A 24,494-nucleotide genomic window follows, 5' to 3' on the forward strand; every position below is an offset into this window, starting at 1 on the left:
TTATTCCTTGAGAGCATGTGATGTTATGGCCTCGGTAAGATTCGTCAGATCAACTTCCTCCTTGGCTAAAACAGAGATTCCGCTCAAAAGGGTTTTCGCATTTTCTGCTGTTTCATCATAATGGTAGATGTCAGCGGGTGTAAACCCCTGCTTTCGCATCCACCATATCCATAAAATCAATTCGTGTGTGGCCGGTTTTTTCCCTTTTACCAGATCGCGAATCGTAAAAAAAAGGTTGATAAACGCACTGCTCTCCGGTTCCGTGATACCGCGTAAAATCGACTTTTTGCCCGCCAGAATTTCCATCAGGTGCTCTTTATCAGGCATGTTGATATGAAAAAAGACGCAACGGCGAAGAAACGCTTCGGGCAGGGTCTTCTCGGAATTACTGGTGAGAATAACAACCGGTTTGAATGCATCATTACCTGTTTTTTTATAAATGGCCCCTTCTTTACCATTGAGTGTTTTGAGTTGCGGCACCTCAAAGCTCATATCCTCAAGAATCGTCAGTATATCGTTGGGCAGGTCGCGGGGCGCCTTGTCGATTTCATCAATAAGCACAACCCTGCGTTTCGGAAGGCCTTTGTTATTCTGGCCGATTGAATCACAGATTGCCCGGCCCAGCGCAACATAACTGATGAACAGCGTCTCAATCTCTGAAGCAGTCAATTCGCTGCCACACTCTTTTTGAATATTCACCTTATGAAAGTGGGCAAGGCTATCGTACCGGTAGAGCAGGTCGGTTGCCACGGAATCGGTTCTTGTAGCAAAAGGCTCCACCTCGCCCCAACCGAAATGGTCGGCAAGATGATAGGCAAGATCTGACTTCCCCGTGCCGGGTTCACCGGTGAGCAACAAAGGCTTGTGCAGCATCAACGCCACATTGACTGCCCGCTTCAGCTCCTCGGAAGGTGTATACCCTTCGCCCCGTCTGATAGCATCCGAAACCGGAGAACCGTCACCCCGTCTGGTCATGGGAAACTGCTCATCCGGACTAAGATGGAACGGCTTTAAGTTCTTTTCAGATGGATGGCAGTTCCTGTTCTCTTCGTCCCTGTTCGCGTAGAAATTATATTTTTTCATTGCTCAATTTCAGGGTTAACAATAGTGTAGTTTTTTTACCGCATCACTAAAAGACATTGGAGTGCACCTGCATAGATCTTCATCCCTCAGATAGCATTTATTGTCTTTAAAAAAACAGGAGAAATGATACGGCGTTACGGTTTCATATTGATCGCAATAACAGAGTATCCAGTGGGGCAAAGGCTCTATATCCCTCGGCAATGAATGCTCTTCCAAAAACAGGCAAAGAAAAACAGGGTGCTCGGGATCCAATGCTGCCCAGAAGCTGTAATAGAGCTGAAAATTGTCACGAAAAGCGCTGTCAAGCTTGCCAACAGAGTGCACAATAATATGTGACTTGGCGTAAAAGTCCGTTTTTCGTAACTCCCCGGGAATCTTTTCATGGATTGGTGGAACATGAAAAAACTTTCTCATAAAATCAGCCCAGGACTTTTCCAGTTTTTCCCTGTTGTCGAAGTTAATAATATGACCCATTTTCCCCTCGGGAGGGCTCAAACTCTTATGAATCTCTTCATGATCTTCCTTGATAAATGATTTCAGGATTTCATCCATCTGATCTGAAAGCGCATCTTCGTTTTTCTCAATAAAAATCACTTTAACAGCATTATCACTGTCCCAGCAGATCTCTCTTACTCTCTCTCTGAAATTCACCTTGTCCAGATAATGCCACTGATTGTCCCTGTCAAATGTATAGTTTCTGAAGCCTTCTCCATCGGTTGTGGCAACAATTAAGCCATCATACATTGAGAGAAAGTTTTTCATTTCGCCAACCCAGCGTGGCCGCTCATGATCGGTCAATCCATCAATATAGTGTTGCCGTTTTTGTTCGAAGCGTACCTTGTCGTCACCCCTGAAGGGCAACTTCGCCGCTTCGAGCAAAGCATCGCCAATAATTGCGGGATTATCGAACATCCTGATGATCTCTTCAACGGTCATTCGTTTTGAATATTCTGAATGTTATGGGATGCTCGTTTTCTGGGATAAAGAGGTGATTTCCAACACACTCAAACCTGTGGCTTCGGCAATGGTGGCAATAGCAATGCCTTTGCCCAACAAGTTGAGCGCAATTGTTTTTGATGCTGCGTTGATTCCTTCGTCTCTTCCTTTTTCCAGTCCCATTTCCATGCCTTTTTCCATGCCCTTTTCCAGTGCCGATGCAATTTTGCTTTCTGCGTCCACCAATGATTGCTTGCGAACCTCATAAACCTGACGTTCCTCTTCATTAAACATGCGATCTATGGCCGCAATGGCTTTCACAATATTTTTGTCGAGGGCAAGCTCTTTGGGTGTATGCTCCCGGTCAAGCTGATGCGCTGTCGTTAAAAAGGTCGTCCAGCGATCAAGTGTACTGCTAATTTCATGGTGCAGTTTATTGAACTTTTTCAGCTCAATGTAGTGCAGTTCAAAAACGTCGTGCAACCGGTCATCCTTTCCTGTGGCGGTATTGATGATTTTGTAGCAACTGTGAACCTCCGTTGTATCAGGGACAAAGTTATAGTCGAGAATGTTGATACTGATAGTTTTCTTCAGCTCTTTGTACATCATCCCTTCGCTGAGCTGTTCGGTGACCAGCTTGGCCCAGTAGAAAATAGCCCGTTTGTCGAAGTTGTAGTCTTCACTTATCTGCATCTCAACATTGAACCAGCGGCCATTTTCAGCTTTAGCCTTGATGTCGAGAATAGAGATTTTTCCTGCACGGTAATCCGCCAGATTGTACGGGTTTTTCAGCTCAATCTCCACCACCTGATCCTCTTCGGAGACGATGGCGTTAATGAGGGAGATGAGCAGATCTTTGTTTTCTTCGCTGCCAAAGAGCTTTTTAAAGGCGAAATCGACGCGGGGATTTATTTTGCACATGGTTGTATCCGGTTCATGATCAATAAAAACGGGGAGTAAATTGTATTGCTGCTCAGCACCGTGGCCACCGGTGTTAATCGGCGCAACATCTTGACTGCATATTTTAACGTATAGTTGACCAAAGTATACAACTTTTTCTTCTTTAACTGCTTATGAGGGCAACTTTCCAGCTCAGCAAACCACTCTGCTGGCTGGACAAATGATGGGTGTGGCTTATTTTTTATGAAAAGCAAAAAATGGCGTCACACGGCACAATCCTCAGTAAGCGGACACGCTTTCCTACATTTTTGTGGGATTCACTCTGATCAACGGCCAGTTTATCTACGGTTACAGCGTTTTACCGTGAGCTGTGGCAAGGAAGAGCTGATTTTTCGGAGAGAGAGCGCTCACAGCTACCCTCTTGTTGCTCGTTTCTATCCCTCAGGTTTCCTACCAATATGTAGTTTTCGAGACTTTCCTACAGCTTTGTAGCCCTTTCCTTCATTCATGGCCCGCTGCATCCTGCTCATTCTGCTCCTCAAATAAAAAAAACAGCCCTCTCGCAAAAGGCTGAAACCCTTCTGCCATGCGGCTGTACGGCCACTTCCCTGTTTATTCCAAAAAACTTTTCCGGCAAAAGCTACGACTTTGGCACGCATCTTGCTCCTTAAAAGCATAACTATTCAGGGCAAAGACAGGATAAGCCTGAAGAGTTGACGAGAAAGGCAATGAAAACCTAAAAAAGTACGAAAATGAGAAAAGTAGCTATTTACGGAAAAGGTGGCATCGGCAAGTCAACCACGACACAAAACACGGTTGCCGGTCTTGCGGAAATGGGCAAGAAAATCATGGTTATTGGCTGTGACCCGAAGGCTGACTCTACCCGTCTGCTACTCGGTGGACTGCAGCAGAAGACCGTGCTCGACACACTTCGCGAGGAGGGTGAAGAAGTTGAACTTGAAGATATCATCAAAGATGGTTACAGAAATACCCGTTGCACCGAATCCGGTGGTCCTGAACCAGGCGTAGGCTGCGCAGGTCGTGGTATCATAACCTCTGTTAACCTTCTCGAACAGCTTGGCGCTTTTGATGATGAATGGGATCTCGATTATGTCTTCTACGATGTGCTTGGTGACGTTGTATGCGGAGGATTCGCCATGCCGATCCGCGACGGTAAAGCTGAGGAGATCTACATCGTCTGTTCGGGTGAAATGATGGCCATGTACGCTGCCAACAACATCTGTAAAGGTATCCTGAAATATGCCGATACCGGTGGAGTTCGCCTTGGTGGCCTTATCTGCAACAGTCGTAATGTTGATAACGAACGCCAGATGATTGAAGAGTTGGCCAAAAAAATCGGTACGCAGATGATCCATTTTGTACCGAGGAACAACTTTGTGCAGCGTGCCGAGATCAACCGTAAAACCGTTATCGAGTACGATCCAACTCATGAGCAGGCAGATGAATACAGGGCTCTTGCACAGAAAATCAACGATAACAAGATGTTTGTCATCCCCAAGCCGCTTGAGATCGAAGAACTGGAAGCTCTTCTCATTGAATTTGGTATCGCTAACTAATAAAAGGAGTACTCAAACATGTTAATGATCAGAACAATCGTCAGGCCGGAAAAAGTGTACGAAGTTATGCAGGGACTGCTTGACGCAGGCTACCCTGCTGTCACCAAGATCCCGGTTGTCGGTCGCGGCAAACAGCGCGGACTTCGCGTCGGGGATGTGATTTATGATGAAATTCCCAAGGAGATGCTGATTGTGGTGGTACAGGATAGCGACAAGGATTTCGTGATTCGCGCCATTCTTGATAAAGCGAAGTCTGGCCCTGATGGCAAGTTCGGTGATGGTAAAATCTTTGTTTCAGCCGTTGAAGAGGTCTATACCATCAGCACCGGCGAACAAGAGGGTGAACCAAAGCTCGCAGCAGCAAAGGAGGCCTGAATGAAAGAGATCATTTCAGTAATCCGGATCAACAAGGTGAACGAAACCAAGAAGGCGCTGATCGATGCAGGTATTCCGGCATTCACAGCAACAGGAAGGGTGATGGGCCGAGGCAAGGGCCAGGTTCATTATGATATCCTCAATGGCGCTGCTGAAGGTCATCCGGAAGCCATTGCCCAGCTTGGCGGTGCACCAAGACTTGTAGCCAAGAGAATTCTGACTGTCGTTGTCCCTGATGATTTATGTAAAACCGCAGTAGATGTCATCATCAAGACCAACCAGACGGGTAAACCTGGAGACGGAAAGATATTTGTAACACCAATTCTTGAGACCATCAGGGTCAGAACTGGCGAAACAGGGCGGGATGCGCTGAACTAAGAATAACATTTTCAAGGTGTAAACGGAGAGAGTTTTATGGAGGCGAACAGAGTTTATCCGGATCCTTCCCAGGTCAGGGAGGAACTGATACAAAAATATCCGGCCAAGGTTGCAAAAAAACGGGCCAAGTCGATCATCATCAATGACCCGGAGATCATTCCTGAGGTGCAGGCCAACGTGCGTACCGTACCGGGTATCATCACACAGCGCGGCTGTTCTTATGCTGGATGTAAAGGTGTTGTGCTCGGCCCTACCCGTGATATTGTCAACATCGTACACGGACCAATCGGTTGCAGCTTTTATGCCTGGTTGACCCGCCGGAACCAGACCAGACCCGAGACCTTGCTGGATGAGAACTATATCCCTTACTGTTTTTCAACGGACATGCAGGAGGAGAATATCGTCTTTGGTGGTGAAAAGAAGCTGAAAATTGCAATCCAGGAGGCTTATGACCTCTTTCATCCAAAGTCCATTGCCATCTTCTCGACCTGTCCGGTTGGCCTGATTGGTGATGACGTTCATGCCGCTTCACGTGAAATGAAGGAGAAACTGGGAGACTGCAACGTTTTCGGTTTCAGTTGCGAAGGGTACCGGGGTGTCAGCCAGTCGGCAGGCCATCACATTGCCAACAACGGTGTGTTCAAGCACATGGTTGGCCGCAACAACACGCCGAGCGTGGGCAAGTTCAAGCTGAACCTGCTGGGTGAATACAACATCGGCGGTGACGCTTTTGAGATTGAACGCATTTTCAAGAAGGTCGGCATTACTCTTGTGGCCTCATTCAGTGGCAACTCGACGGTCGGCCAGATTGAAAACGCTCACACTGCCGATCTGAACGTGATCCTTTGTCACCGGTCGATCAACTATATGGGTGACATGATGGAGACGAAGTACGGAATTCCGTGGATGAAGATCAACTTTGTCGGAGCAGAATCAACGGCAAAGTCGCTCCGCAAAATTGCTGAATACTTTGGCGACGAGGAGCTCAAGGCGAAGGTTGAGGCTGTGATTGCCGAAGAGACACCAAAGGTGAAAGCGGTGATTGAGGAGATATTGCCAAGGACAAAAGGCAAAACTGCCATGCTCTTTGTCGGTGGATCACGTGCCCATCACTACCAGGATCTTTTTTCCGAGCTGGGCATGACGACGGTAGCTGCAGGGTACGAGTTTGCTCACCGCGATGATTACGAAGGGCGTGACGTACTGCCTAAAATCAAGATTGACGCCGACAGCAAGAATATTGAGGAGCTGAAAGTGGTCGCAGATCCCGACTTCTTCAACCCGAGAAAAACCGAAGCGGAACTTGAAGCGCTGAAAGAAAAGGGGCTTGAAATCAACGGTTATTCCGGAATGATGAAGCAGATGACCAGTAAATCGCTGGTTGTTGATGACCTCAGCCACTATGAGTCTGAAAAGCTGATCGAGATCTACAAGCCGGATATTTTCTGCGCCGGTATCAAGGAGAAGTATGTGGTTCAGAAGATGGGTATTCCGTTGAAACAGCTTCACAGCTACGACTACGGTGGACCTTACACTGGCTTTGAAGGAGCGATAAACTTCTACAGAGACATCGACCGTATGGTAAACAATCCCGTTTGGAAGCTGATCAAGGCTCCATGGGAAAAAGCCGGAAACGGTGCAGGACTTGCGGCCAGTTACGTGACACAGTAATGAGGGAAAACGGAGACTATTAAATTATGCTATTACGACACACATCAAAAGAGGTTAAAGAGCGTGAAGGGCTGACGATCAACCCGGCAAAAACCTGCCAGCCAATCGGCGCCATGTATGCTGCGCTCGGTATTCATGGCTGTCTGCCTCACAGCCATGGCTCACAAGGATGCTGTTCCTATCATCGCAGTACCCTGACCCGCCATTACAAAGAGCCTGTCATGGCGGCAACAAGTTCGTTCACCGAAGGTGCTTCAGTGTTCGGCGGCCAGGCAAACCTCCTTGCTGCCATCGAAACCATCTTTTCGGTCTATGATCCCGATATCATTGCGGTGCACTCTACCTGCCTTTCTGAAACCATTGGTGATGATTTGCAGCAGATCACACGGAAAGCAAAAGATGACGGCAAAGTCCCGGAAGGCAAGCATCTCATTTTTGCCAGCACTCCAAGCTTTGTCGGGTCGCACATTACCGGTTACGCCAATATGGTGACGGGTATTGCTACACAATTTGCCGTCTCAAGCGGAGTGAAAAAGCGCCAGTTCAATATTATTGCCGGCTGGATGGAACCTTCCGACATGCGCGAAATCAAACGCCTGACGAAAGAGCTTGGCGTCAAGATTGTCCTGTTCCCCGACACCTCGGATGTGCTTGATGCACCGCAGACCGGCAAGCATGAATTTTATCCGAAAGGGGGCACAACAGTGGCAGAGTTGGTGAGCGCTGGCGACAGCCTCTCCTCCCTTGCGCTTGGAAGCATCAGTGCAGAACCGGCGGCTATCGCTCTCGAAAAGAGCTGCAAAGTGCCGTTCGAAACGCTCGATATGCCCATCGGTCTCTCTGCAACCGACCGCTTTATCATGACGCTCAGCCAGCTCGCCGGGGTAAAGGTACCTGATGAGATCACTGCTGAAAGGGGACGTCTTGTCGATGTTATGGCCGACATGGAACAGTACCTGTACGGCAAACGAGTCGCGCTTTTCGGCGATCCGGATCAGTTGCTTCCGCTTACCGAGTTCCTGCTCGATCTGAACATGAAACCCGTTCATATCGTCAGCGGCACACCCGGTCAGCGTTTTGAGAAACAGATGCGCCTGCTGCTTGATGCACGGTCACCGGAAACAAACTTCCGCAACGGTCTTCAGGCAGATATGTTCCTGCTGCACCAGTGGATGAAAAATGAACCGGTTGACCTGCTGATCGGCAACACGTATGGCAAGTACATGGCACGTGACGAAGATGTTCCTTTTATCAGGTTCGGATTCCCGATTCTCGATCGTATCGGCCACAGCTACTTCCCGAATGTCGGCTACAGCGGTGGACTGAGACTGCTCGAAAAACTGCTCAACGCTCTCATGGATCGCCAGGATCGTGATGCTCTTGAGGAAAAATTTGAACTGGTCATGTAAACAGCAATAGTTCTTCGGCCCTGCAGGGGCGGCATTTTGTTCATAAAGAATGCCTGCCCCCCAGGGGAGAGAGGGACAACAATATTTTATGTAAAGGGGTAGACGCTATGGAACAGATCTCGATTCTCGAAGGACGGCAGAAGCAGATTTTTGAAAAGAAAAAGGGAGTGCCGCAGGCCGATATCGCATGTGACACCTCAAGCCTTTCAGGTTCTGTGAGCCAGCGTGCCTGCGTTTTCTGCGGATCACGCGTGGTACTCTATCCCGTAGCTGATGCCATTCATCTTGTTCATGGACCGATCGGGTGTGCCGCTTATACCTGGGACATCCGGGGAGCGGTCTCTTCGGGACCTGAATTGCACCGGTTAAGCTTTTCCACCGACCTGCAGGAGATGGATGTAATTTACGGTGGCGAAAAAAAGCTCTACCACTCGTTGATTGAACTGATTGAGCAATACAAACCCAAGGCCGCTTTTATCTATTCGACCTGCATTGTCGGCCTTATCGGCGACGATATTGATGCCGTCTGCAAAAAAGTTGCGAAAGAGACTGGAATTCCGGTATTGCCGGTTCATTCCGAAGGGTTCAAGGGCACCAAAAAGGATGGCTACAAGGCTGCCTGCCATGCCCTGATGAAGCTGATCGGTACGGGATCGACCGAGGAGATCAGCAAGTACAGCATTAACATTCTCGGCGAATTCAACCTTGCCGGAGAGGCGTGGATTATCAGAAAGTACTATGAAAAAATGGGCATCGAGGTTGTCGCAACCCTGACCGGTGACGGACGTATTGATGCAGTACGGCGGGCACACGGAGCAACCCTCAACGTTGTGCAGTGCTCGGGATCAATGACCTGGCTTGCCAAGGAGATGGAAGAGAAATACGGCATTCCCTATATCCGGGTCTCCTATTTCGGTATTGAAGATATGTCGAAATCGCTCTACGATGTTGCAAAATATTTTCCCGACCGCCCGGACATCATGGAGGCGGCAAAACAGGTTGTCAGTGAGGAGGTAAAAACACTCTACCCTTCACTGCAGAAGTTCAAAAAGGCGCTGACGGGCAAAAAAGCGGCCATCTATGTCGGTGGCGCATTTAAAACATTCTCGCTCATCAAGGCCTTGCGTTCAATCGGCATGTCGGTCGTTCTTGCCGGTTCACAGACTGGAGACAAGAACGATTATGCACGACTGAAAGAGATGTGCGACGAAGGAACGGTGATTGTGGACGACTCCAATCCCGTCGAGCTTTCGAAATTTATTCTTGAAAAAGAGGCCGATCTGCTTATCGGCGGGGTCAAGGAGCGCCCGATAGCTTTCAAACTCGGCATCGGCTTCTGCGATCATAACCACGAGAGGAAGATCCCTCTGGCCGGATTTGAGGGCATGTATAATTTTGCACTGGAGGTCTATCAATCGGTCATGAGCCCGGTATGGCAGTTTGCTCCACGAAAAGGAGGTACCCTATGAAACACGCAAAAACAGCAACACAGAATGCCTGCAAACTCTGCAACCCGCTTGGAGCATGTCTTGCCTTCCGGGGCATAGAGAATTGCGTACCGTTCCTGCACGGTTCACAGGGGTGTGCCACCTATATACGGCGGTACCTGATCAGCCATTACAAAGAGCCGATCGATATTGCCTCATCGAACTTTCATGAAGAAACCGCCGTCTTCGGCGGCAGCCATAACCTGAAAATCGGACTGAAAAACGTCTCTGATCAGTACAAACCAGAGGTTATCGGGGTGGCAACCACCTGCCTGAGCGAAACCATCGGCGATGATGTGCCCGGAATTTTGCGGGAATATAAAAAGGAGTTCAAAAACGGCACACCAATGCCGATACTGATTCACGCCTCAACGCCGAGCTACCAGGGCAGTCACATTGACGGTTTTCATGCCGCAGTCAGGGCGACCGTCAAAACGCTGGCCGAGAAGGGCGAAGAGCAGAGCCTGATCAACCTCTTTCCGAACATGGTCTCGCCAGCCGACCTGCGCTATCTCAAGGAGATCTTCGCTGATTTCAAGGCTCCGGTGATGTTGCTGCCCGACTATTCCCAGACCATGGATGGCGGCCCCTGGGGCGAATATCATCGCATACCGCCTGGCGGCACTCCGGCAAGCGCTATTGTATCGGCAGGAAGCGCCGCAGCAAGCATTGAGTTCGGTTCAACCCTTGAAGCATCGAAATCGGCTGCCGGCTATCTTGAAGAGGCGTTTGATGTGCCAAGATATCATCTCTCCCTGCCCATCGGCATCAAGGAGAGCGACAAATTTTTCAGCCTGCTTGAAACACTGACCGGCAAGGCTCGGCCCGATAAATATGACGATGAACGACGCAGGCTGATTGACGCCTATGCCGACGGCCATAAATATGTTTTCGAGAAAAAGGTAATTCTCTACGGTGAAGAAGACCTTGTGGTTGCCATGACCGCATTTCTCACTGAGATCGGTATGACGCCCCTCCTCTGTGCTTCGGGAGGAAAAAGTGGTCTTCTAAAAAAAAGGATCAGGGAGCTGATCCCCACAATGGATGAACTCGGTATCAAGGTACGTGAAGGGGTTGACTTTGTCGATATCGAGGATGAAGCCAAAATACTGAAACCCGATTTTCTTATCGGTAACAGCAAGGGCTATACCATGTCAAGAAAAAACAACATCCCCTTGCTTCGGCTCGGTTTCCCCATTCACGACCGTTTCGGAGGACAAAGAATGCACCATCTTGGGTACAGGGGAACCCAGGAACTCTTTGACCGGATCGTCAACACCGTTATCGAAGAGCGGCAGAATGCTTCATCAATCGGTTACACTTATATGTAAAGGGAGGAAACCATGACACTGAAATTAGCAAACCACCCCTGTTTCAACGATGCGTCGCGCCACAAATTCGGGCGTATCCACCTCCCCGTTGCACCGAAATGCAATATCCAGTGCAACTACTGCAACAGGAAATTCGACTGTATGAACGAAAACCGTCCCGGCGTGACGAGCAAGATCCTCTCGTCAGGTCAGGCCATGCACTATCTTGATCAGGCAATGATCCTCTCACCGAACATTGCCGTTGTGGGCATTGCCGGTCCGGGAGATCCCTTCGCCAATCCGGATGAGACAATGGAAACCCTTCGGCTGGTTCGGGCAAAATATCCCGAAATGCTGCTCTGCATGGCAACCAACGGACTCGATCTGGCGCCATATATCGATGAGCTTGCTGAACTGCAGGTAAGCCATGTCACCATTACCATCAATGCCATTGACCCGGTTATCGGATCGGAAATCTACGCATGGGTACGGCACAACAAAAAAATGTACCGCGACCTTGATGCGGCAAAACTGCTGATCGACAAACAGCTTGAAGCCCTGAAAAAGCTCAAGGCGGCAGGAATCACCGCCAAAGTGAACTCCATTATTATTCCGGGTATTAACGATAACCATGTCATTGAGGTCGCACGGAAAGTGGCTGAACTGGGCGCCGATATCCTGAACTGTATGCCCTATTACAGCACGACTGAAACCGTATTTGAAAATATTGCCGAACCATCTCTGGATATGGTCAGCGAAATTCAGAGTGCGACAAGCGAATATCTGCCACAGATGAAACACTGCGCCCGCTGCCGCGCCGATGCAGTCGGCATTATCGGCGAAATCAACAGTGAAGAAATTATGCAGAAACTTGCAGAAGCTGCTGCACTGCCTAAAAATCCCGATGAGATACGCCCCTATATCGCCGTCAGCAGTATAGAGGGGGTACTGATCAACCAGCACCTTGGCGAAGCGGATCGCTTTCTCATCTATGGCATGGACGATACCGGAACATGCGTACTTGTCGATTCAAGAACCGCTCCTCCTCCCGGCGGCGGGCAGGAGCGGTGGGCAGCACTGGCCGATACCCTGAAAGACTGCCGGGCGCTGCTTGTCAACGGAGCAGGCGACTCGCCCACAAAAGTGATGAAGGCCAACGGGATTGAGGTCATGGTTCTTGAGGGGGTCATTGAGGAGGCAATCTACGGCCTCTTTAACGGTCAGGATCTGAAACACCTGATGAAAAGCAGCCAGATCCATGCCTGCGGATCAAGTTGCAGCGGCACCGGCGGAGGATGCGGATAAACTACTGACCACTGACTACTGACTACTGACTACTGACTACTGACTACTGACTACTGACTACTGACATAAAATTTTTAACATTCAAGAAAAACGATCATGGACAAACCAAAACATCACATTCTTGTCTGCGCAAGCTTCCGGGCACAGGGAACACCTCAGGGAATCTGTCACAAAAAAGAGTCGCTCAGCCTGATTCCCTATATCGAAAGCGAACTCTCCGACCGCGGCATGACCGACGTCACTGTCTCGGCAACAGGGTGCCTCAACCTTTGTGAAAAAGGGCCGGTTTTGGTGGTCTATCCTGAAAATTTCTGGTACGGCGAAGTGGACGGCGAGGAGAAAATCGACGAAATCCTCGACGCTCTTGAAGAGGGGGAAGCCTGCGAAGCACACCTGATAAGCTGATTCATTGTGGTTGTGCTATCTTTTAGCTTCAAAAGATAGCACGACACATTTTTTTGGTCAGTTTCCTGCGACTACAGCAGACTGGTTTGTCTCTGTAGAACTTGCAACACTGTTACCATTTTTTGAAGCATCCTGATTACCGGCGGCGCCGACGCTGCCTTTGAGTGAAGTTGAACACCCTGCCAGAGCTACCAGCATTACCATCAATACGGTATAGATTTTCATAATTTCTGAAGCTCCCGTACCGTTCACCTTGGCATATTTTTGTGTTTTCGAGAAATAAGTATGTAAATTGAAATTGGCATATTCAATCTGCATACTTACGACAATGAAATATCTGAAGCGCTTGATAACAACCGAGGTCGAGAACGGGCTGAAGAATTCCCCGGTCACCGCAGTTATCGGGCCAAGACAATGTGGAAAATCAACCCTGACACGCCATCTTCTGACCTACAATCGTCCATTTCTCTACCTCGATCTTGAAAAGCCCTCCGACCTGCGAAAACTCGAAGAGCCGGAATGGTTTTTTATCTCGCAAAAGGAAAAGCTGATCTGCATTGATGAAGTACAACGAAAACCCGATCTCTTTCCCCTTATCCGCAGCATGGTGGATGATTGGGGTGAAAATGGCCACTTTCTTGTTCTCGGTTCAGCCTCCCGTGATCTTCTAAGGCAGAGTTCGGAATCACTTGCCGGACGCATTACCTACAAGCAGTTGACCCCTTTTTTGTGGGAGGAGGTTAACGATCATGTCTCATACGAGCACTATCTCACCGTTGGCGGCTTCCCGCGAAGTCTGCTGCAAAAGATACCGGAAGTTTCATATCAGTGGCGGGAAGATTTTATTGCAACCTTCCTTGAGCGCGATCTACTGCAATGGAGCGGTTTTTCACCACAGACCATGCGACGATTGTGGCTGATGCTGGCCCATAACAACGGACAGACCGTGAACCTCTCGACAATCGGTGGTTCTCTCGGAATCAGCCACACCACCGTGCGAAACTACCTTGATTTGCTGCAGGAGACCTTTATGGTGCACATCCTGCCGCCGTTCATCTCCAATACCGGCAAGCGCCTGATCAAAACACCCAAAGTCTATATTACTGACACCGGCATTATTTCTGCGCTGCTTGGATTGTACGATTTCAATCAACTTGCAGGCCATCCGGTTTTCGGTTCATTATGGGAGAGCACGGTGATTACCAATCTCAAAGGGATATTTCCGCGTGCAGAACTCTCATTTTACAGAACCTCCAACGGAACAGAAATCGACATCCTGTTCCAGCTTTCAGGAAGCCTGCTTGCCATTGAGTGCAAGGCATCCGCAGCGCCAACACTTTCAAGAGGGAATTATTCTGCAATAGAGGACATTGCACCCTTACATACATTCATTGTCGCCCCGATTTCACAGAGCTACCCGCTCAAACAGGGATTCTCCGTTGTGACGCTCACTGATCTTTTCAAGGAAATACGGGAGTACATCAAAAGCACCTGAATACGCAATGTTTGAGAATTCTTGACCATTCGGGTCACCAACGTCCTCAGGGTTTCCGTCAGCATATCGTCAACGAAGGGCGCCTTCCCGGTGGTTACAGAAAACGGAATGATAGGCAAGGCTTTTTAGCTCACTCCACAACGCACGACATGGATATTTGAAGATAGAGAGAGAGCCCCGTATCTTGACAATGGAGGAGGACGCAAACGTGCACTCCTATAACGTTAAACCGGGAGAACAAGCGATGCAAAACGCTCAATCAGAATTGCTGGAGGCTGCCAGAAAGAAGTTTTCGAGATTCAGGGGACTTCGCGCAGAGTATGGAGAGGAGCAGGCCTGGGAAACGATGCTCATAGGGTTTCCCGAGTTGCAGAAGCAGCGCATGGGGCCGCTGCTTGCACTGCCAACCCTCATCGAAGGGTTCCGCCAGTCCATCCCCATATTCAATACAATCGGCATGGAGATGGAGGCCGTAGACATCTCAAACAGAGGTATCGACGCCGCCCTCGAAATACAGAAGGTCTGCCCCTACCTTGAAGTATGCAAGGAATTCGGCTTCGATATACCCTGCCATGTCATCTGCGAACTCGATATGGATGCAACCCGCAGGGCTTTCCCGGAGATGAAAGGCGAAATTCTCTCTCGTCAGGCTCTCGGCAGCCCCGTCTGCATCTTCAAATATGAACGCCCGGCAAAACAGAAAGCAGATGCAGAATAATCAAGAAAAAAAGATCGAAGCGGTAACAAAAATGGCGCTGCAGTTCCTTGCTGAAGCGATCGGGCAATGCCCTGTCGGATTGGAACGCAGCACGAACCCGGATATCGTCTTTGCGGTAGTTGGCTTCCAGTACGGCGCAATACAGAGCGCCGCCTACGTTGCCGGTCTCGGCGAGGATGCCTCTGCCGGTATCACAGCAGATGTCCTCGGCAGAATCAACGGCATGGACAAAGAGAGGATATCGAAATTCCTTGCCCTGATGCCGACACTTGCCGAAAAAGAGTATCCCCCGATCGGTATCGGCGGCAACTCCATTATCGGTTTTTTCAATTCCATCACTGACGAAGAAAAGTTGGCAAAGAGCGTTTCACTGCGGGAAATCCTCCATCAGATCGAAGAGATGTAAATCCTGAATCAAGAGATCCTCCGCTCCCCCCTCACTTCTGTGCAGGGATCTCTTCCGTGACCTCACAGCATAAGGGAGTGAGTAAATTCATGAAGGCTGATCATCCTCTTTGCTGATAGCATTACTCTCAACGTGCCGATTCCAGCGCTGCAATCCGGGATTCAAGGGGCGGGTGGCTGCTGAAAAGCGCCATCATGCCACCGCCGGCAATCCCACTGGCTGCCATCTCTTTCGGCAACTGACCGGCATCGAGGTTCCCCAGGGCACGCAGGGCGTCAATCATCGGACGCCGGTCACCCATCAGTGCAGCCGCTCCCGCATCGGCCCGGTATTCCCGCTTGCGTGAAAAGAACATGACAACAATGCTGGCCAGAATACCGAAGAGGATTTCACATGCAATACTGCTGATCCAATAGCCAATGCCCGGACTGCCCGACTCATCTTCGTCCCTGCGAAGAAAGCTGTCCACCGCATAGGCAATGATACGCGACAGAAAGATCACGAAAGTATTGAGCACTCCCTGTATCAGCGTCAGGGTCACCATGTCGCCGTTGTTGATATGGGAAACCTCGTGAGCCAATACGGCTTCCACCTGTTTGCGATCCATGCTGTGCAACAGTCCGGTCGAGACCGCCACCAGCGATCTGGACTTGCTTGGGCCTGTGGCAAAGGCATTGGGAGCGCCATCATAAATGGCCACCTCGGGCATTGCGAAACCGGCTTTAGTGGAAAGTCTTCTCACAGTCTCCACAAGCCATACCTCCTCCTGGCTGGAAGGCTGTTTGATAACCTGTGCGCCAGTGCTCCATTTCGCCATGGTTTTGGACATCAGGAGCGAAATAAAGGAGCCACCAAAGCCAATCAGGGCAGCAAATACCAGCAGCATACCCATATTCAATCCATTGCTGGTCAAAAAGCGGTCAACACCCAGAATACGGGCAGTGACCGACAGCACCAGCATCACGGCAAAGTTTGTCAACAAAAAAAGAATCACCCGTTTCATACAAATCCTCCTGCGTATATGTTATAATTTTCGATTAATGCATGCATCATTTACAAACCCAAACAGCTCTTCCCGCGTTATCGACCCAAACCCGGCTCCCCTGTTCTATATCCCGAATCATCACATGATAGCCAGGTTCACAATGCGTCCAGTCTCGCTCGTCATGGCATTGACCTCTCCTTTATCAGATTTTCATAGTGGAGATACCCTTGCCAATATACAAAACAGGGCAACTTTTTTTTATTTCCGGATCAGCATCTCCAGCTCATCCACTCCCTCACATCCATTGCTGCGTTTCCCGACAACCATCTCTCCTCAATCCGAAAGCTGATCAACACGATCCCGTATGGATATCATCCCATACCTGGCGGCAATACCGAACATCAACCCCCCAAAATCAAAAGCAATACCTGCAGAAAAAGAGCAGAACAGAGTGTCAAACCAGCTCAATAAAAACCATCAAAAAGCTGAAAAAGCCATGCCCAGAGAGAATAAACAATTGTTATATAGTTTAAATTCAATAAGATAGCTGTACATTACGGTCAGTGGTACGGTTTACTATAAATCACTAACCAAACACCGGATATCATGAAAAAACTGATCCTCCTCCGGCTGGTACCGGTTCTTGTTTCTCTTTTTCTTTTCTCTTTACTCTTTGCCAAACCTTTCCACCAGCCAGTTGATCCCCTGATCAGGTCAACTGCTGATCATTCAAAATTCCAGGAGCTGAAAAAGGAGTTCAAAAGCGGGCCCGAGGTAACGGAAGCCTGCCTGAAATGCTATACCGAAGCCGCCAAACAGATTCATCGAACCAAACACTGGACATGGGAAGTTCCCATGACAGATGGAAAAATGCTCGGAAAGCAGCACGTCGTCAACAATTTCTGTATTTCTGTTGGGGGTAACGAACCGAGATGTACATCATGCCACATCGGCTACAACTGGAAAGACAAGCAGTTCGATTTCACCAGCGAAAAAAACGTTGACTGTATTGTCTGCCACGACGGAACAGGCACCTACAAAAAGCTCCCTGCCGGAGCGGGACATCCGGCCTATACCAGCACCACTTTTGAAAACAAGCTCTATCCTAAAGTCGATCTCTCTCACATTGCCCAGCATGTGCAGAATCCCGACCGTCACAATTGCGGCGTCTGCCATTTCGAAGGCGGCGGAGCCGATGCGGTAAAGCATGGCGACCTCGATAACTCACTGATCAAACCCGACAAAAGCGTCGATGTGCATATGGCAACCGGAAAGGGTGAGCTCGACATGACCTGCATCGACTGCCACAAAACCAAAGGGCACCAGGTGCCGGGCAGCCGTTACGAACCTACGGCACGCGATATGCATGGTTTCGACTATCCCCTTCCCGATGACTACCCGACAACATGCATCTCCTGTCACGGTTTGAAACCGCATAAAAAGCTGAAAAAACTCAATGATCATATCGACAAGGTCGCCTGTCAAACCTGCCATATACCAACTATCGCAAAAAAAAGAGCGACAAAAATGTGGTGGGACTGGTCTCAAGCAGGCAAATTTGATAAAGAGGGAAAAGAGATTACCCGCGTGGACGCTTCCGGCATACCTCTCTATATCAGCAAAAAAGGGGAATTCAAGTGGTCGAAAAATATTGAACCCGAATACCGTTGGTTCAATGGCAAAATGAATTACGTAACATTCCTGACAAAAATCAACGATTCGACCGTTGTCGCCATCAATCATCCTGATGGCCATCCGGGCGACACCCTTTCGAGAATCTGGCCATTCAAGGTTCACCGGGGAAAACAGCCCTACGATCCAGTGCTGAAACAATTTGTAAAACCACTGCTTTACGGAGAGAAAGGGTCGGGAGCCTACTGGTCTGACTTCAACTGGGGTACGGCAATACAGAAAGGTATGGAGTATGCAAACCTCAAGTACAGCGGAACGTATGGCTTTGTTGAAACGGAGATGTCCTGGCCCATTTCGCACATGGTATCTCCCAAAGAGGATGCAATGAGTTGCGCTGAATGCCATTCCCGGAACGGAAGGCTTGAAAAACTGGGTGGCTTCTACCTGCCAGGAAGAGATGCCAGCCCGTTTGTTGAAATTGCAGGCTTTGTTACCATTGCTGGCTCCCTTATCGGAGTGTTGATTCACGCCTTCATGAGATATTTTTCCCATAAAAAAACCAAGTCGGAAGGTGCATCATGAAAAAAATCTACCTTTATGCAAGATTTCAACGTTTCTGGCACTGGATGCAGGCGTTCATCATCTTCTCGCTCCTGATTACCGGTCTCGAAGTGCATGGACTGTTTAACCTCATGGGATACGAAACCGCATTCCACGTACACAACCTCTTTGCCTGGGGCCTTGCAAGCTTTATCCTCCTGGCATTTTTCTGGTACATCACAACAGGTGATTTCCGCCAGTATCTGACCGAAGGAAACCTGCTTGAAAAAATAATGATGCAGGCTCGCTACTATCTGATCGGGATCTTCAAAAACGAACCGCATCCGTTCAAAAAAAATGAAATTTCACGGCTCAATCCGCTGCAGCGCATTACCTATCTGATGCTGACGCTCGTAGGATTACCGCTGCAGATCATTTTCGGGTTTGCCTACTACTACTTCAACGAACTTGTTGCAGCAGGCATGAACCCCGGCTGGATTGAGCCTATTGCCCTTATTCATACCTTTCTGGCATACATGCTTGTCGGGTTTGTCATCATGCATATCTATATGACCACAACCGGCCATACCCCGACATCCAACATCAAGGCAATGATCACGGGTTGGGAAGAAGTTGAAGAGTGAAACAGCAGCCACGATTAATCATGCAAAGAAACCTGTAATGGAGGAGTTCCATGAAAAAAGTTATTTCAATTCTGGCCACAGCAGGCATAATCATTGCCAGCGCCACTCTCCAACCGGTATATGCTGCCGGGTTTGATCTGAAACTCCCGAATTTGTCGGGGATTATCCTTAATGGCGGAAATGAGGAGGAGACAACTGCTGATTCCGCTCCAAAGGGCTCTGGCGGCGAATCAGAAGGCCCAGCACCTAATTCCGGTGACGGTATCGCCGACGGAAGCGGCATGAGCGCTCCCAATGGGCCAAAAAAGTAACGTAACGCTCTCTGCGATTGCGTCAACGTCTGCAGATCACCATGAGTGAAAATATTCCCCGTTCAGTTCAGTAACCATCACTGTCCTGAACGGGTAATAAATCCATGCACGTCGACATTGTCCCAAATAGAAACTCTCGTCACTCCATCTTGCTCAGTGAGTCCTGGCGTGAGAACGACAAAGTCAGAAACGCACCTTGGCGAATATTTCGAACTGGCCTCCGGAAACAGGTTACTGCGTTACGACGGGGTTTGAAGCATGAACCAATGCCCTTGTTGCCGAAGGATGGCCAGAAGAATCTTTGCCCGCGGTTCGTACACTTTCAAATATTTTGAATCGTCAAAACTACCGTCTACGTACCGTTCAGAAAACCAAAGTCGAAAAAAAACAGCAGAAACAGATGCCATCTTCGACAATGTCAGGCAAATGAATACGCAGGCAGATGCTGATCCTGAATTCGTCAAGCCGGATCGGATGGATAGTCGACAATCCTTTTTTCAGGCGGATGAGGGTCTGTATACTCTTGCTTACAATATCTCTAAGTGCCATATAAATGAGTTGATTTTCTCTGCTCTATGTCGTAAATTGACAACATGAAAAAGTTACAAGAGACACTGCTCTTCAAGATGAGCAGCCGCATCAGGCGCAAGCGCAATGACGTTCTTGTGCGACAAGATTTTCTTGATCTTGGAGGCTATGATCAGGTTGGCCGCTGCCTGCTTCGGTTGGTTAAAGAGGGAACACTTATCAAAATTGGCCAAGGCATTTATGTGCGTGCGACTCTCTCACCGATTGATGCCCGTCCCTCCTTGCCCAAAAGCCTTAACAGTCTGGTACTGGAGGCACTGAAGAAGCTGGATATTCCTACAGGCCCAACAGCAATGGAAATCAAGTACAATGCGGGCAACACGACTCAGGTTCCAACAGGTCGCGTGATCGGTGTGCGAAAACGTGTTCGTCGCCGTATTGGATTCAGCGGGTATAGCATGAGGTTTGAACATGCCGATTAATCAAGTTCTACCAACAAAAACGGCCATTGAACGTGCTGCTGGTATACTCGTTACAACTGACGAAGCCTTTATTGAGAAAGATTGGCATGTGGTTCGAGCGCTTACATTGCTTAACGGTCTTCACATCCAAGGGTTACAATTGGCTTTTGGCGGTGGAACATCGTTAGCAAAAGCAGGACTTATCAAGCGCTTTTCTGAAGATGTTGATTTTAAAGCCACCATAACCCCTGCCGGGCACAAGTATTATCGTGAAACTCGCAAGAAAATAATTGCTGCTCTTGAAGATGGAGGATTGGTTCTGGTCGCCAAACCGATGGTACGCGATGGAAGCAGATTCTTTTCACTTGAACTGGATTATGGTGCAACATTTATGCGGAACCAACGATTGAGAACACATATCCGTGTTGAGGTGCGTTTTGTAGCGCCACAAATGCCTGTTGTGTTCAAGCCAGTGCAGTCGCTGTTAAGATTTACGGAAGGGCAGCCCGCCGAAATTGGCTCTATGCCATATATCGATCCGGTCGAAATCGCAGCGGACAAGTTAAGTGCGCTTTCGTGGAGATTGTTGGACGAAGAGGAACGCCAAGATAAAACCCTGATACGGCACGTTCATGATCTGGCAGCACTTGAAACGTTGATTGCATCGAACGTCAAGTTTCCAGACCTTGTTCGCCAATCCATTGCTGGCGATTACAATCGCAGTGATATTCCTCAAGAACAGCGGCTTCGTGGCGTTATGACAAATTTGCAAAATGCCGTATGGAAAGAAGCCTATCAATCGTTCGTGCAGGATATGTCTTTTGCTCGGGATGATGAAATCATTCCATATGAATCAGCGCTTGATGCGTGTGAGCGTTTGGTTTATCTGGTTGATCGCTAACGGAATTTTATTTCGCCATAGCTTCTCAAACCTTGCCGAATTTGCTCCCGTGTACATCGCGGTTTGATGCGTGTTCCGGTTTCAGAATTGGATCCTGCCGTCGGATCAGTGATGAAATCCTCAAAGAGTCTCTTGATGATTTTGAGTTGCGGGAGGGATGCTGCAAAGGAGTGATTGCCTGGTGTAGCCGGTATGGATGCTCGCTTTTGGGGCGGCATCCATTTTCCGCTTTTCCGTCGTTGTCTCCCCGGTTTACTGTTACAGGAGAACAGGCAAAACCGAGGGAGGCCCAGCATAGACGAAGCGTTTTTCATCGTCCTTTCGATTGAACATCGGGATGCCATTCCCGAACGGGTTATGCTCATTCCCTGTTTCGTACCTGAGTCTGCATCTGCAAAAAAGCTCAGCGTTGTAACCTATTCAGCTCCGACCTCCGGGGGGGGGAGTGCCCCCCCCGTTTGGCATGTTTTCCCCTATTTCTTATTGTTTCTCCTTCAATTTATTCAACAACTTTTGTGCTGGTGCATACCCCTGCTTTGCGGATAACTGCAACCAGTTATCCGACTCGGAATCGTCCTGTTTCACACCATTGCCGGTGCCATACATTACTCCCAGACTGTATTGGGCTTCTGCATTACCCTGATCTGCAGCAAGATGCCACCACTTTATCGCCTGGGAATAGTCCTGGGTAAGACCTTTTCCTGAAGCATACAGCACTCCGAGTTTGTATTGAGCCTCTGCGTCACCATGCCCGGACTTATACCGTAATTCCGACAGCTTATCGGCATGTTCTGTCCCCATACTATAAAGCAGATGAGTGTCTGCCAGAATGCTTCCCAAAGCCAGGCACACTGAAAAAAAGAGATATTTACTTTTCATGTTCTTTTCAAGTAATGTTTCCCCGATATTTACGGAATGGCTTGCTCTGCAGTTCTTTTGCGCATTATTGTATTCGTGTTGCGGTCTCAAGGAAAAGGATGATGCGAAGCGACGTTACGGGCTATCAATTGATCCAGTACCCTACAGATCTCCATGCGCTATCGTTTTCGAACATTAATGTCACTGTTTCAACGGTAGATTTATTATGCTCAAATTCTGTTTGAAACGTGATGACGGCATACTTTCCATCTGGAACGCCCGGAAGAGTGTTTGACTCCTTGACGTTCTTTACTTTGCGATTGAGGAGCTTGCCGAGCGGCGTGCGAATCCCTACCGATAGTTGTACCCATCGTTCTTCAGTTTCAACCTTTTTGAAATAGGTAGAAGCTTCATTCCAACTTCCAGAGTAGTTCCCGCCGTCTAATAAAGAGAGACAAGGTTCAGACCGTCCCGCGTGAATAAATTGTACCGACATTTGGAAAACTTGATGATGCCTCAATGCTTGCCGTTAACCGGGTGCTCGCGGTGTGGCTTGGATTCGCATAGGCCGTTCTCATCTTAGTCCATACATACCCCCGTGTTGCATGCTCTCCAAGCTACCTCAGTTCGTACCAGACACCACGCCCACTGCCGTGCCGAATAAGATGACCGCGTTCGACCAGGTTTCGGAAATGTCCCTTCAAGGTGTTGCGGTTGCCGCCAGTCAATTTGATCGCATCTCCTATTGTTATGCGCCCATGTTCACGGGTAAACTCGACGATTTGGAGTGAGAGTTCCGGCAAGGAGGCTAAAACGATCTTCTCTCGCGCAACCTTTTTCTCAAGACGGTTTACCTGATCGGAGAGCGAACGCAGGAAAAACACCAGCCATGGCTGCCAGTTTGGCGCATCGGTACGGATCGTCCCCTGGGTAGAGCGCAGTGCCAGATAGTAGGCTTCCTTGTTGAGTTCGATAACACTTTCCAATGAACTGTACGGGACGTAGGCATACCCCGCCTGAAGTAACAGCAAGGTGGTCAGCACACGACTGAGCCGACCGTTACCATCCTGGAAGGGATGGATTCCGAGAAAGAGCACCACGAAGATAGCAATGATCAGCAGCGGGTGCAGTTGCGCAGACTCACGTTCATCCTTCACCCAAGTCACCAGTTCGGCCATGAGACGAGCGGTGTCGAAGGGGGTCGCTGTCTCGAACACGATACCGAGCTGCTTGCCATGTACATCAAAGGCAGCGACGCTGTTGGAGTTGGTTTTGTACTGCCCCCTGTGCCGGGCATCTTTCTCACTGTGGTGCAGCAAGATTTGATGTAACTGTTTGATGTGGTTCTCGTTGAACGGGATGCTCGGCCACGATTCGAACACCAGGTCCATCAGCCCGGCATAACCGGCAACTTCTTGCTCATCACGCGTATCGAAAGAGTTGATTTTTAGGTTAGAAAGCAGACGTTCTACCTCTCGATCAGAGAGTTTGCTGCCCTCAATGCGAGTTGATGATCCAATACTCTCAATGGTCGCGACCCTGCGTAAAGCTGAGAGGCGATCTGGAGCGAGTGTGCTTAAAGCACGCCAAGCGCCTTTGAACTCGTCGATCTGAGCGATCAGGTTCAGGATCTCCGGGGTAATTTGAAGAGTGTCGGTTCGAAGCATAAACCAATAATACACCCATTAACACCCATTTCCAAGTCAAAGACCCAAAAAAACGGGGCAAAATGTACCCTTGACGAGATCCGACACTTGCCAAAAGAGTTCACATGGAGGGTTGAAAAGAAAAGGGAGGGGTGGAGATGTGATCGGAAAACAAGAATAGGCCAAAAACGGAAAATCAGACTTGATATTGACGGTTGGTACCCTCATCTTTATCAGGGAAGGGGGAAAAAGCTAAAAAAACTTGCAAAGAAGTATCTGTATGGATACGGTAGTGGCGCATGAATACTTTTATTCGATCATCCTTTTTTGATGCGTGATTGTCGGCTCTTTCAGACCTGAAGGCGAAAGCCAGAATCCTGACCCACCTTCAGAGTGCAATCCAAGGGAACTTTGGCGACTCTGAGCCTGAGGGGTAAGGCATTACAGAAATGCGGATCTGTAAAGAGCAATTCAATTCGACGACTTCACGTCGCACCGGATTTTAAAACTCGTTAAGGATTATTAGATGCAGG

General features: G+C 48.9%; 28 protein-coding genes. 19 read left to right on the forward strand and 9 right to left on the reverse strand.

The window, feature by feature from the left end; genetic code table 11:
* Genes AC56AD_RS09825 through AC56AD_RS09835 form a run of 3 tightly spaced genes read right to left on the reverse strand, consistent with a single transcriptional unit; the run spans window position 1 to window position 2,940 of the window.
* Window positions 1-1,083, reverse strand: coding sequence for an AAA family ATPase (locus AC56AD_RS09825; RefSeq protein ID WP_012508642.1), 1,083 nt, complete (start codon window positions 1,081-1,083; stop codon window positions 1-3).
* Between the two features lie 15 nt (window positions 1,084-1,098).
* A complete protein-coding gene (locus AC56AD_RS09830; protein ID WP_012508643.1) occupies window positions 1,099-2,019 on the reverse strand; it encodes a hypothetical protein in 921 nt (306 codons plus the stop codon).
* A gap of 21 nt (window positions 2,020-2,040) precedes the next feature.
* Complete coding sequence (locus AC56AD_RS09835) at window positions 2,041-2,940, reverse strand: Rpn family recombination-promoting nuclease/putative transposase (RefSeq protein ID WP_012508644.1); 900 nt, start codon at window positions 2,938-2,940, stop codon at window positions 2,041-2,043.
* A gap of 731 nt (window positions 2,941-3,671) precedes the next feature.
* On the opposite strand from AC56AD_RS09835, the gene nifH reads away from it, so the two are divergent.
* From nifH to AC56AD_RS09880, 9 genes are all read left to right on the forward strand, one after another.
* Entirely contained in the window at window positions 3,672-4,496 is an 825-nt protein-coding gene (gene nifH / locus AC56AD_RS09840) for a nitrogenase iron protein (protein WP_012508646.1), read from the forward strand.
* An 18-nt stretch (window positions 4,497-4,514) separates the two neighbouring features.
* Complete coding sequence (locus AC56AD_RS09845) at window positions 4,515-4,871, forward strand: P-II family nitrogen regulator (protein WP_012508647.1); 357 nt, start codon at window positions 4,515-4,517, stop codon at window positions 4,869-4,871.
* A complete protein-coding gene (locus AC56AD_RS09850) occupies window positions 4,872-5,249 on the forward strand; it encodes a P-II family nitrogen regulator (RefSeq protein ID WP_012508648.1) in 378 nt (125 codons plus the stop codon).
* Between the two features lie 36 nt (window positions 5,250-5,285).
* Window positions 5,286-6,920: a nitrogenase molybdenum-iron protein alpha chain gene (nifD, locus tag AC56AD_RS09855; RefSeq protein ID WP_012508649.1), complete on the forward strand. Its 1,635-nt coding sequence runs from the start codon at window positions 5,286-5,288 to the stop codon at window positions 6,918-6,920.
* Window positions 6,921-6,946: 26 nt separating this feature from the next.
* The gene (nifK, locus tag AC56AD_RS09860; protein ID WP_012508650.1) at window positions 6,947-8,329 is read left to right on the forward strand and encodes a nitrogenase molybdenum-iron protein subunit beta; all 1,383 of its coding nucleotides are present in this window, start codon (window positions 6,947-6,949) and stop codon (window positions 8,327-8,329) included.
* A 107-nt stretch (window positions 8,330-8,436) separates the two neighbouring features.
* Window positions 8,437-9,798 (forward strand): nitrogenase iron-molybdenum cofactor biosynthesis protein NifE, encoded by a 1,362-nt coding sequence (nifE, locus tag AC56AD_RS09865; RefSeq protein WP_012508651.1) that lies wholly within the window; start codon window positions 8,437-8,439, stop codon window positions 9,796-9,798.
* Window positions 9,795-11,147 (forward strand): nitrogenase component 1, encoded by a 1,353-nt coding sequence (locus AC56AD_RS09870; RefSeq protein WP_012508652.1) that lies wholly within the window; start codon window positions 9,795-9,797, stop codon window positions 11,145-11,147. The genes nifE and AC56AD_RS09870 overlap by 4 nt, the downstream gene beginning before the upstream one ends.
* A gap of 12 nt (window positions 11,148-11,159) precedes the next feature.
* Window positions 11,160-12,431, forward strand: a complete 1,272-nt coding sequence (gene nifB, locus AC56AD_RS09875; RefSeq protein ID WP_012508653.1) for a nitrogenase cofactor biosynthesis protein NifB — start codon at window positions 11,160-11,162, stop codon at window positions 12,429-12,431.
* A gap of 96 nt (window positions 12,432-12,527) precedes the next feature.
* Window positions 12,528-12,836, forward strand: a complete 309-nt coding sequence (locus AC56AD_RS09880) for a (2Fe-2S) ferredoxin domain-containing protein (protein WP_012508654.1) — start codon at window positions 12,528-12,530, stop codon at window positions 12,834-12,836.
* Window positions 12,837-12,893: 57 nt separating this feature from the next.
* Here AC56AD_RS09880 and AC56AD_RS09885 read toward each other — a convergent pair whose 3' ends face one another.
* On the reverse strand, window positions 12,894-13,061 hold the full coding sequence (locus tag AC56AD_RS09885; RefSeq protein ID WP_012508655.1) for a hypothetical protein: 168 nt from the start codon (window positions 13,059-13,061) through the stop codon (window positions 12,894-12,896).
* Window positions 13,062-13,164: 103 nt separating this feature from the next.
* Between AC56AD_RS09885 and AC56AD_RS09890 the strand changes: the two genes are divergently transcribed.
* The 3 genes from AC56AD_RS09890 (at window position 13,165) to AC56AD_RS09900 (ending at window position 15,455) form a co-directional block, all read left to right on the forward strand.
* Window positions 13,165-14,331, forward strand: coding sequence for an ATP-binding protein (locus tag AC56AD_RS09890; protein ID WP_012508656.1), 1,167 nt, complete (start codon window positions 13,165-13,167; stop codon window positions 14,329-14,331).
* 244 nt (window positions 14,332-14,575) lie between these two features.
* Window positions 14,576-15,049 (forward strand): hypothetical protein, encoded by a 474-nt coding sequence (locus AC56AD_RS09895; RefSeq protein WP_041526824.1) that lies wholly within the window; start codon window positions 14,576-14,578, stop codon window positions 15,047-15,049.
* Entirely contained in the window at window positions 15,039-15,455 is a 417-nt protein-coding gene (locus AC56AD_RS09900; protein WP_012508658.1) for a hypothetical protein, read from the forward strand. Before AC56AD_RS09895 ends, AC56AD_RS09900 begins: the two co-directional genes overlap by 11 nt.
* A 127-nt stretch (window positions 15,456-15,582) precedes the next feature.
* Here the strand turns inward: AC56AD_RS09900 and htpX are convergent, their stop codons facing one another.
* Window positions 15,583-16,458 carry a protease HtpX gene (gene htpX, locus AC56AD_RS09905; RefSeq protein ID WP_012508659.1) on the reverse strand — a complete coding sequence of 292 codons (876 nt, stop codon included), beginning with the start codon at window positions 16,456-16,458 and terminating at the stop codon, window positions 15,583-15,585.
* Between the two features lie 346 nt (window positions 16,459-16,804).
* Between htpX and AC56AD_RS09910 the strand changes: the two genes are divergently transcribed.
* The 4 genes from AC56AD_RS09910 to AC56AD_RS09925 are packed head-to-tail and all read left to right on the forward strand — an operon-like array spanning window position 16,805 to window position 19,567.
* A complete protein-coding gene (locus tag AC56AD_RS09910) occupies window positions 16,805-16,987 on the forward strand; it encodes a hypothetical protein (protein ID WP_041526518.1) in 183 nt (60 codons plus the stop codon).
* 59 nt (window positions 16,988-17,046) lie between these two features.
* A complete protein-coding gene (locus AC56AD_RS09915; RefSeq protein ID WP_012508660.1) occupies window positions 17,047-18,654 on the forward strand; it encodes a tetrathionate reductase family octaheme c-type cytochrome in 1,608 nt (535 codons plus the stop codon).
* Window positions 18,651-19,256 (forward strand): cytochrome b/b6 domain-containing protein, encoded by a 606-nt coding sequence (locus AC56AD_RS09920; RefSeq protein ID WP_012508661.1) that lies wholly within the window; start codon window positions 18,651-18,653, stop codon window positions 19,254-19,256. The genes AC56AD_RS09915 and AC56AD_RS09920 overlap by 4 nt, the downstream gene beginning before the upstream one ends.
* Before the next feature lie 50 nt (window positions 19,257-19,306).
* Complete coding sequence (locus AC56AD_RS09925) at window positions 19,307-19,567, forward strand: hypothetical protein (protein WP_012508662.1); 261 nt, start codon at window positions 19,307-19,309, stop codon at window positions 19,565-19,567.
* A gap of 363 nt (window positions 19,568-19,930) precedes the next feature.
* On the opposite strand, the gene AC56AD_RS09930 is transcribed toward AC56AD_RS09925, so the two are convergent.
* Window positions 19,931-20,116 carry a hypothetical protein gene (locus tag AC56AD_RS09930; RefSeq protein ID WP_150085659.1) on the reverse strand — a complete coding sequence of 62 codons (186 nt, stop codon included), beginning with the start codon at window positions 20,114-20,116 and terminating at the stop codon, window positions 19,931-19,933.
* Window positions 20,117-20,160: 44 nt separating this feature from the next.
* Between AC56AD_RS09930 and AC56AD_RS09935 the strand changes: the two genes are divergently transcribed.
* Window positions 20,161-20,577: a DUF6088 family protein gene (locus tag AC56AD_RS09935; RefSeq protein WP_012508663.1), complete on the forward strand. Its 417-nt coding sequence runs from the start codon at window positions 20,161-20,163 to the stop codon at window positions 20,575-20,577.
* Entirely contained in the window at window positions 20,567-21,457 is an 891-nt protein-coding gene (locus AC56AD_RS09940; protein ID WP_012508664.1) for a nucleotidyl transferase AbiEii/AbiGii toxin family protein, read from the forward strand. The genes AC56AD_RS09935 and AC56AD_RS09940 overlap by 11 nt, the downstream gene beginning before the upstream one ends.
* A 480-nt stretch (window positions 21,458-21,937) precedes the next feature.
* On the opposite strand, the gene AC56AD_RS09945 is transcribed toward AC56AD_RS09940, so the two are convergent.
* The 3 genes from AC56AD_RS09945 to AC56AD_RS09955 all read right to left on the reverse strand — a co-directional run bounded on the left by AC56AD_RS09945 (window position 21,938) and on the right by AC56AD_RS09955 (window position 23,982).
* Window positions 21,938-22,336 carry a tetratricopeptide repeat protein gene (locus AC56AD_RS09945; RefSeq protein WP_012508665.1) on the reverse strand — a complete coding sequence of 133 codons (399 nt, stop codon included), beginning with the start codon at window positions 22,334-22,336 and terminating at the stop codon, window positions 21,938-21,940.
* 124 nt (window positions 22,337-22,460) lie between these two features.
* The gene (locus AC56AD_RS09950) at window positions 22,461-22,811 is read right to left on the reverse strand and encodes a DUF4019 domain-containing protein (RefSeq protein WP_012508666.1); all 351 of its coding nucleotides are present in this window, start codon (window positions 22,809-22,811) and stop codon (window positions 22,461-22,463) included.
* A 121-nt stretch (window positions 22,812-22,932) separates the two neighbouring features.
* Window positions 22,933-23,982: a Fic family protein gene (locus AC56AD_RS09955; protein ID WP_012508667.1), complete on the reverse strand. Its 1,050-nt coding sequence runs from the start codon at window positions 23,980-23,982 to the stop codon at window positions 22,933-22,935.
* Between the two features lie 87 nt (window positions 23,983-24,069).
* Between AC56AD_RS09955 and AC56AD_RS09960 the strand changes: the two genes are divergently transcribed.
* The gene (locus AC56AD_RS09960; protein WP_041526521.1) at window positions 24,070-24,264 is read left to right on the forward strand and encodes a hypothetical protein; all 195 of its coding nucleotides are present in this window, start codon (window positions 24,070-24,072) and stop codon (window positions 24,262-24,264) included.
* The last annotated feature ends 230 nt before the right edge of the window (window positions 24,265-24,494 follow it).

The sequence above is a fragment of the Pelodictyon clathratiforme genome (genome assembly GCF_982375515.1).

What these genes read in the sequence shown, in the direction of transcription:
- AC56AD_RS09825 (WP_012508642.1), bottom strand. Translation starts at nt 1,083, where the DNA reads ATGAAAAAATATAATTTCTACGCGAACAGGGACGAAGAGAACAGGAAC.
- AC56AD_RS09830 (WP_012508643.1), bottom strand. Translation starts at nt 2,019, where the DNA reads ATGACCGTTGAAGAGATCATCAGGATGTTCGATAATCCCGCAATTATT.
- AC56AD_RS09835 (WP_012508644.1), bottom strand. Translation starts at nt 2,940, where the DNA reads ATGTGCAAAATAAATCCCCGCGTCGATTTCGCCTTTAAAAAGCTCTTT.
- nifH (WP_012508646.1), top strand. Translation starts at nt 3,672, where the DNA reads ATGAGAAAAGTAGCTATTTACGGAAAAGGTGGCATCGGCAAGTCAACC.
- AC56AD_RS09845 (WP_012508647.1), top strand. Translation starts at nt 4,515, where the DNA reads ATGTTAATGATCAGAACAATCGTCAGGCCGGAAAAAGTGTACGAAGTT.
- AC56AD_RS09850 (WP_012508648.1), top strand. Translation starts at nt 4,872, where the DNA reads ATGAAAGAGATCATTTCAGTAATCCGGATCAACAAGGTGAACGAAACC.
- nifD (WP_012508649.1), top strand. Translation starts at nt 5,286, where the DNA reads ATGGAGGCGAACAGAGTTTATCCGGATCCTTCCCAGGTCAGGGAGGAA.
- nifK (WP_012508650.1), top strand. Translation starts at nt 6,947, where the DNA reads ATGCTATTACGACACACATCAAAAGAGGTTAAAGAGCGTGAAGGGCTG.
- nifE (WP_012508651.1), top strand. Translation starts at nt 8,437, where the DNA reads ATGGAACAGATCTCGATTCTCGAAGGACGGCAGAAGCAGATTTTTGAA.
- AC56AD_RS09870 (WP_012508652.1), top strand. Translation starts at nt 9,795, where the DNA reads ATGAAACACGCAAAAACAGCAACACAGAATGCCTGCAAACTCTGCAAC.
- nifB (WP_012508653.1), top strand. Translation starts at nt 11,160, where the DNA reads ATGACACTGAAATTAGCAAACCACCCCTGTTTCAACGATGCGTCGCGC.
- AC56AD_RS09880 (WP_012508654.1), top strand. Translation starts at nt 12,528, where the DNA reads ATGGACAAACCAAAACATCACATTCTTGTCTGCGCAAGCTTCCGGGCA.
- AC56AD_RS09885 (WP_012508655.1), bottom strand. Translation starts at nt 13,061, where the DNA reads ATGAAAATCTATACCGTATTGATGGTAATGCTGGTAGCTCTGGCAGGG.
- AC56AD_RS09890 (WP_012508656.1), top strand. Translation starts at nt 13,165, where the DNA reads ATGAAATATCTGAAGCGCTTGATAACAACCGAGGTCGAGAACGGGCTG.
- AC56AD_RS09895 (WP_041526824.1), top strand. Translation starts at nt 14,576, where the DNA reads ATGCAAAACGCTCAATCAGAATTGCTGGAGGCTGCCAGAAAGAAGTTT.
- AC56AD_RS09900 (WP_012508658.1), top strand. Translation starts at nt 15,039, where the DNA reads ATGCAGAATAATCAAGAAAAAAAGATCGAAGCGGTAACAAAAATGGCG.
- htpX (WP_012508659.1), bottom strand. Translation starts at nt 16,458, where the DNA reads ATGAAACGGGTGATTCTTTTTTTGTTGACAAACTTTGCCGTGATGCTG.
- AC56AD_RS09910 (WP_041526518.1), top strand. Translation starts at nt 16,805, where the DNA reads ATGGATATCATCCCATACCTGGCGGCAATACCGAACATCAACCCCCCA.
- AC56AD_RS09915 (WP_012508660.1), top strand. Translation starts at nt 17,047, where the DNA reads ATGAAAAAACTGATCCTCCTCCGGCTGGTACCGGTTCTTGTTTCTCTT.
- AC56AD_RS09920 (WP_012508661.1), top strand. Translation starts at nt 18,651, where the DNA reads ATGAAAAAAATCTACCTTTATGCAAGATTTCAACGTTTCTGGCACTGG.
- AC56AD_RS09925 (WP_012508662.1), top strand. Translation starts at nt 19,307, where the DNA reads ATGAAAAAAGTTATTTCAATTCTGGCCACAGCAGGCATAATCATTGCC.
- AC56AD_RS09930 (WP_150085659.1), bottom strand. Translation starts at nt 20,116, where the DNA reads ATGGCACTTAGAGATATTGTAAGCAAGAGTATACAGACCCTCATCCGC.
- AC56AD_RS09935 (WP_012508663.1), top strand. Translation starts at nt 20,161, where the DNA reads ATGAAAAAGTTACAAGAGACACTGCTCTTCAAGATGAGCAGCCGCATC.
- AC56AD_RS09940 (WP_012508664.1), top strand. Translation starts at nt 20,567, where the DNA reads ATGCCGATTAATCAAGTTCTACCAACAAAAACGGCCATTGAACGTGCT.
- AC56AD_RS09945 (WP_012508665.1), bottom strand. Translation starts at nt 22,336, where the DNA reads ATGAAAAGTAAATATCTCTTTTTTTCAGTGTGCCTGGCTTTGGGAAGC.
- AC56AD_RS09950 (WP_012508666.1), bottom strand. Translation starts at nt 22,811, where the DNA reads ATGTCGGTACAATTTATTCACGCGGGACGGTCTGAACCTTGTCTCTCT.
- AC56AD_RS09955 (WP_012508667.1), bottom strand. Translation starts at nt 23,982, where the DNA reads ATGCTTCGAACCGACACTCTTCAAATTACCCCGGAGATCCTGAACCTG.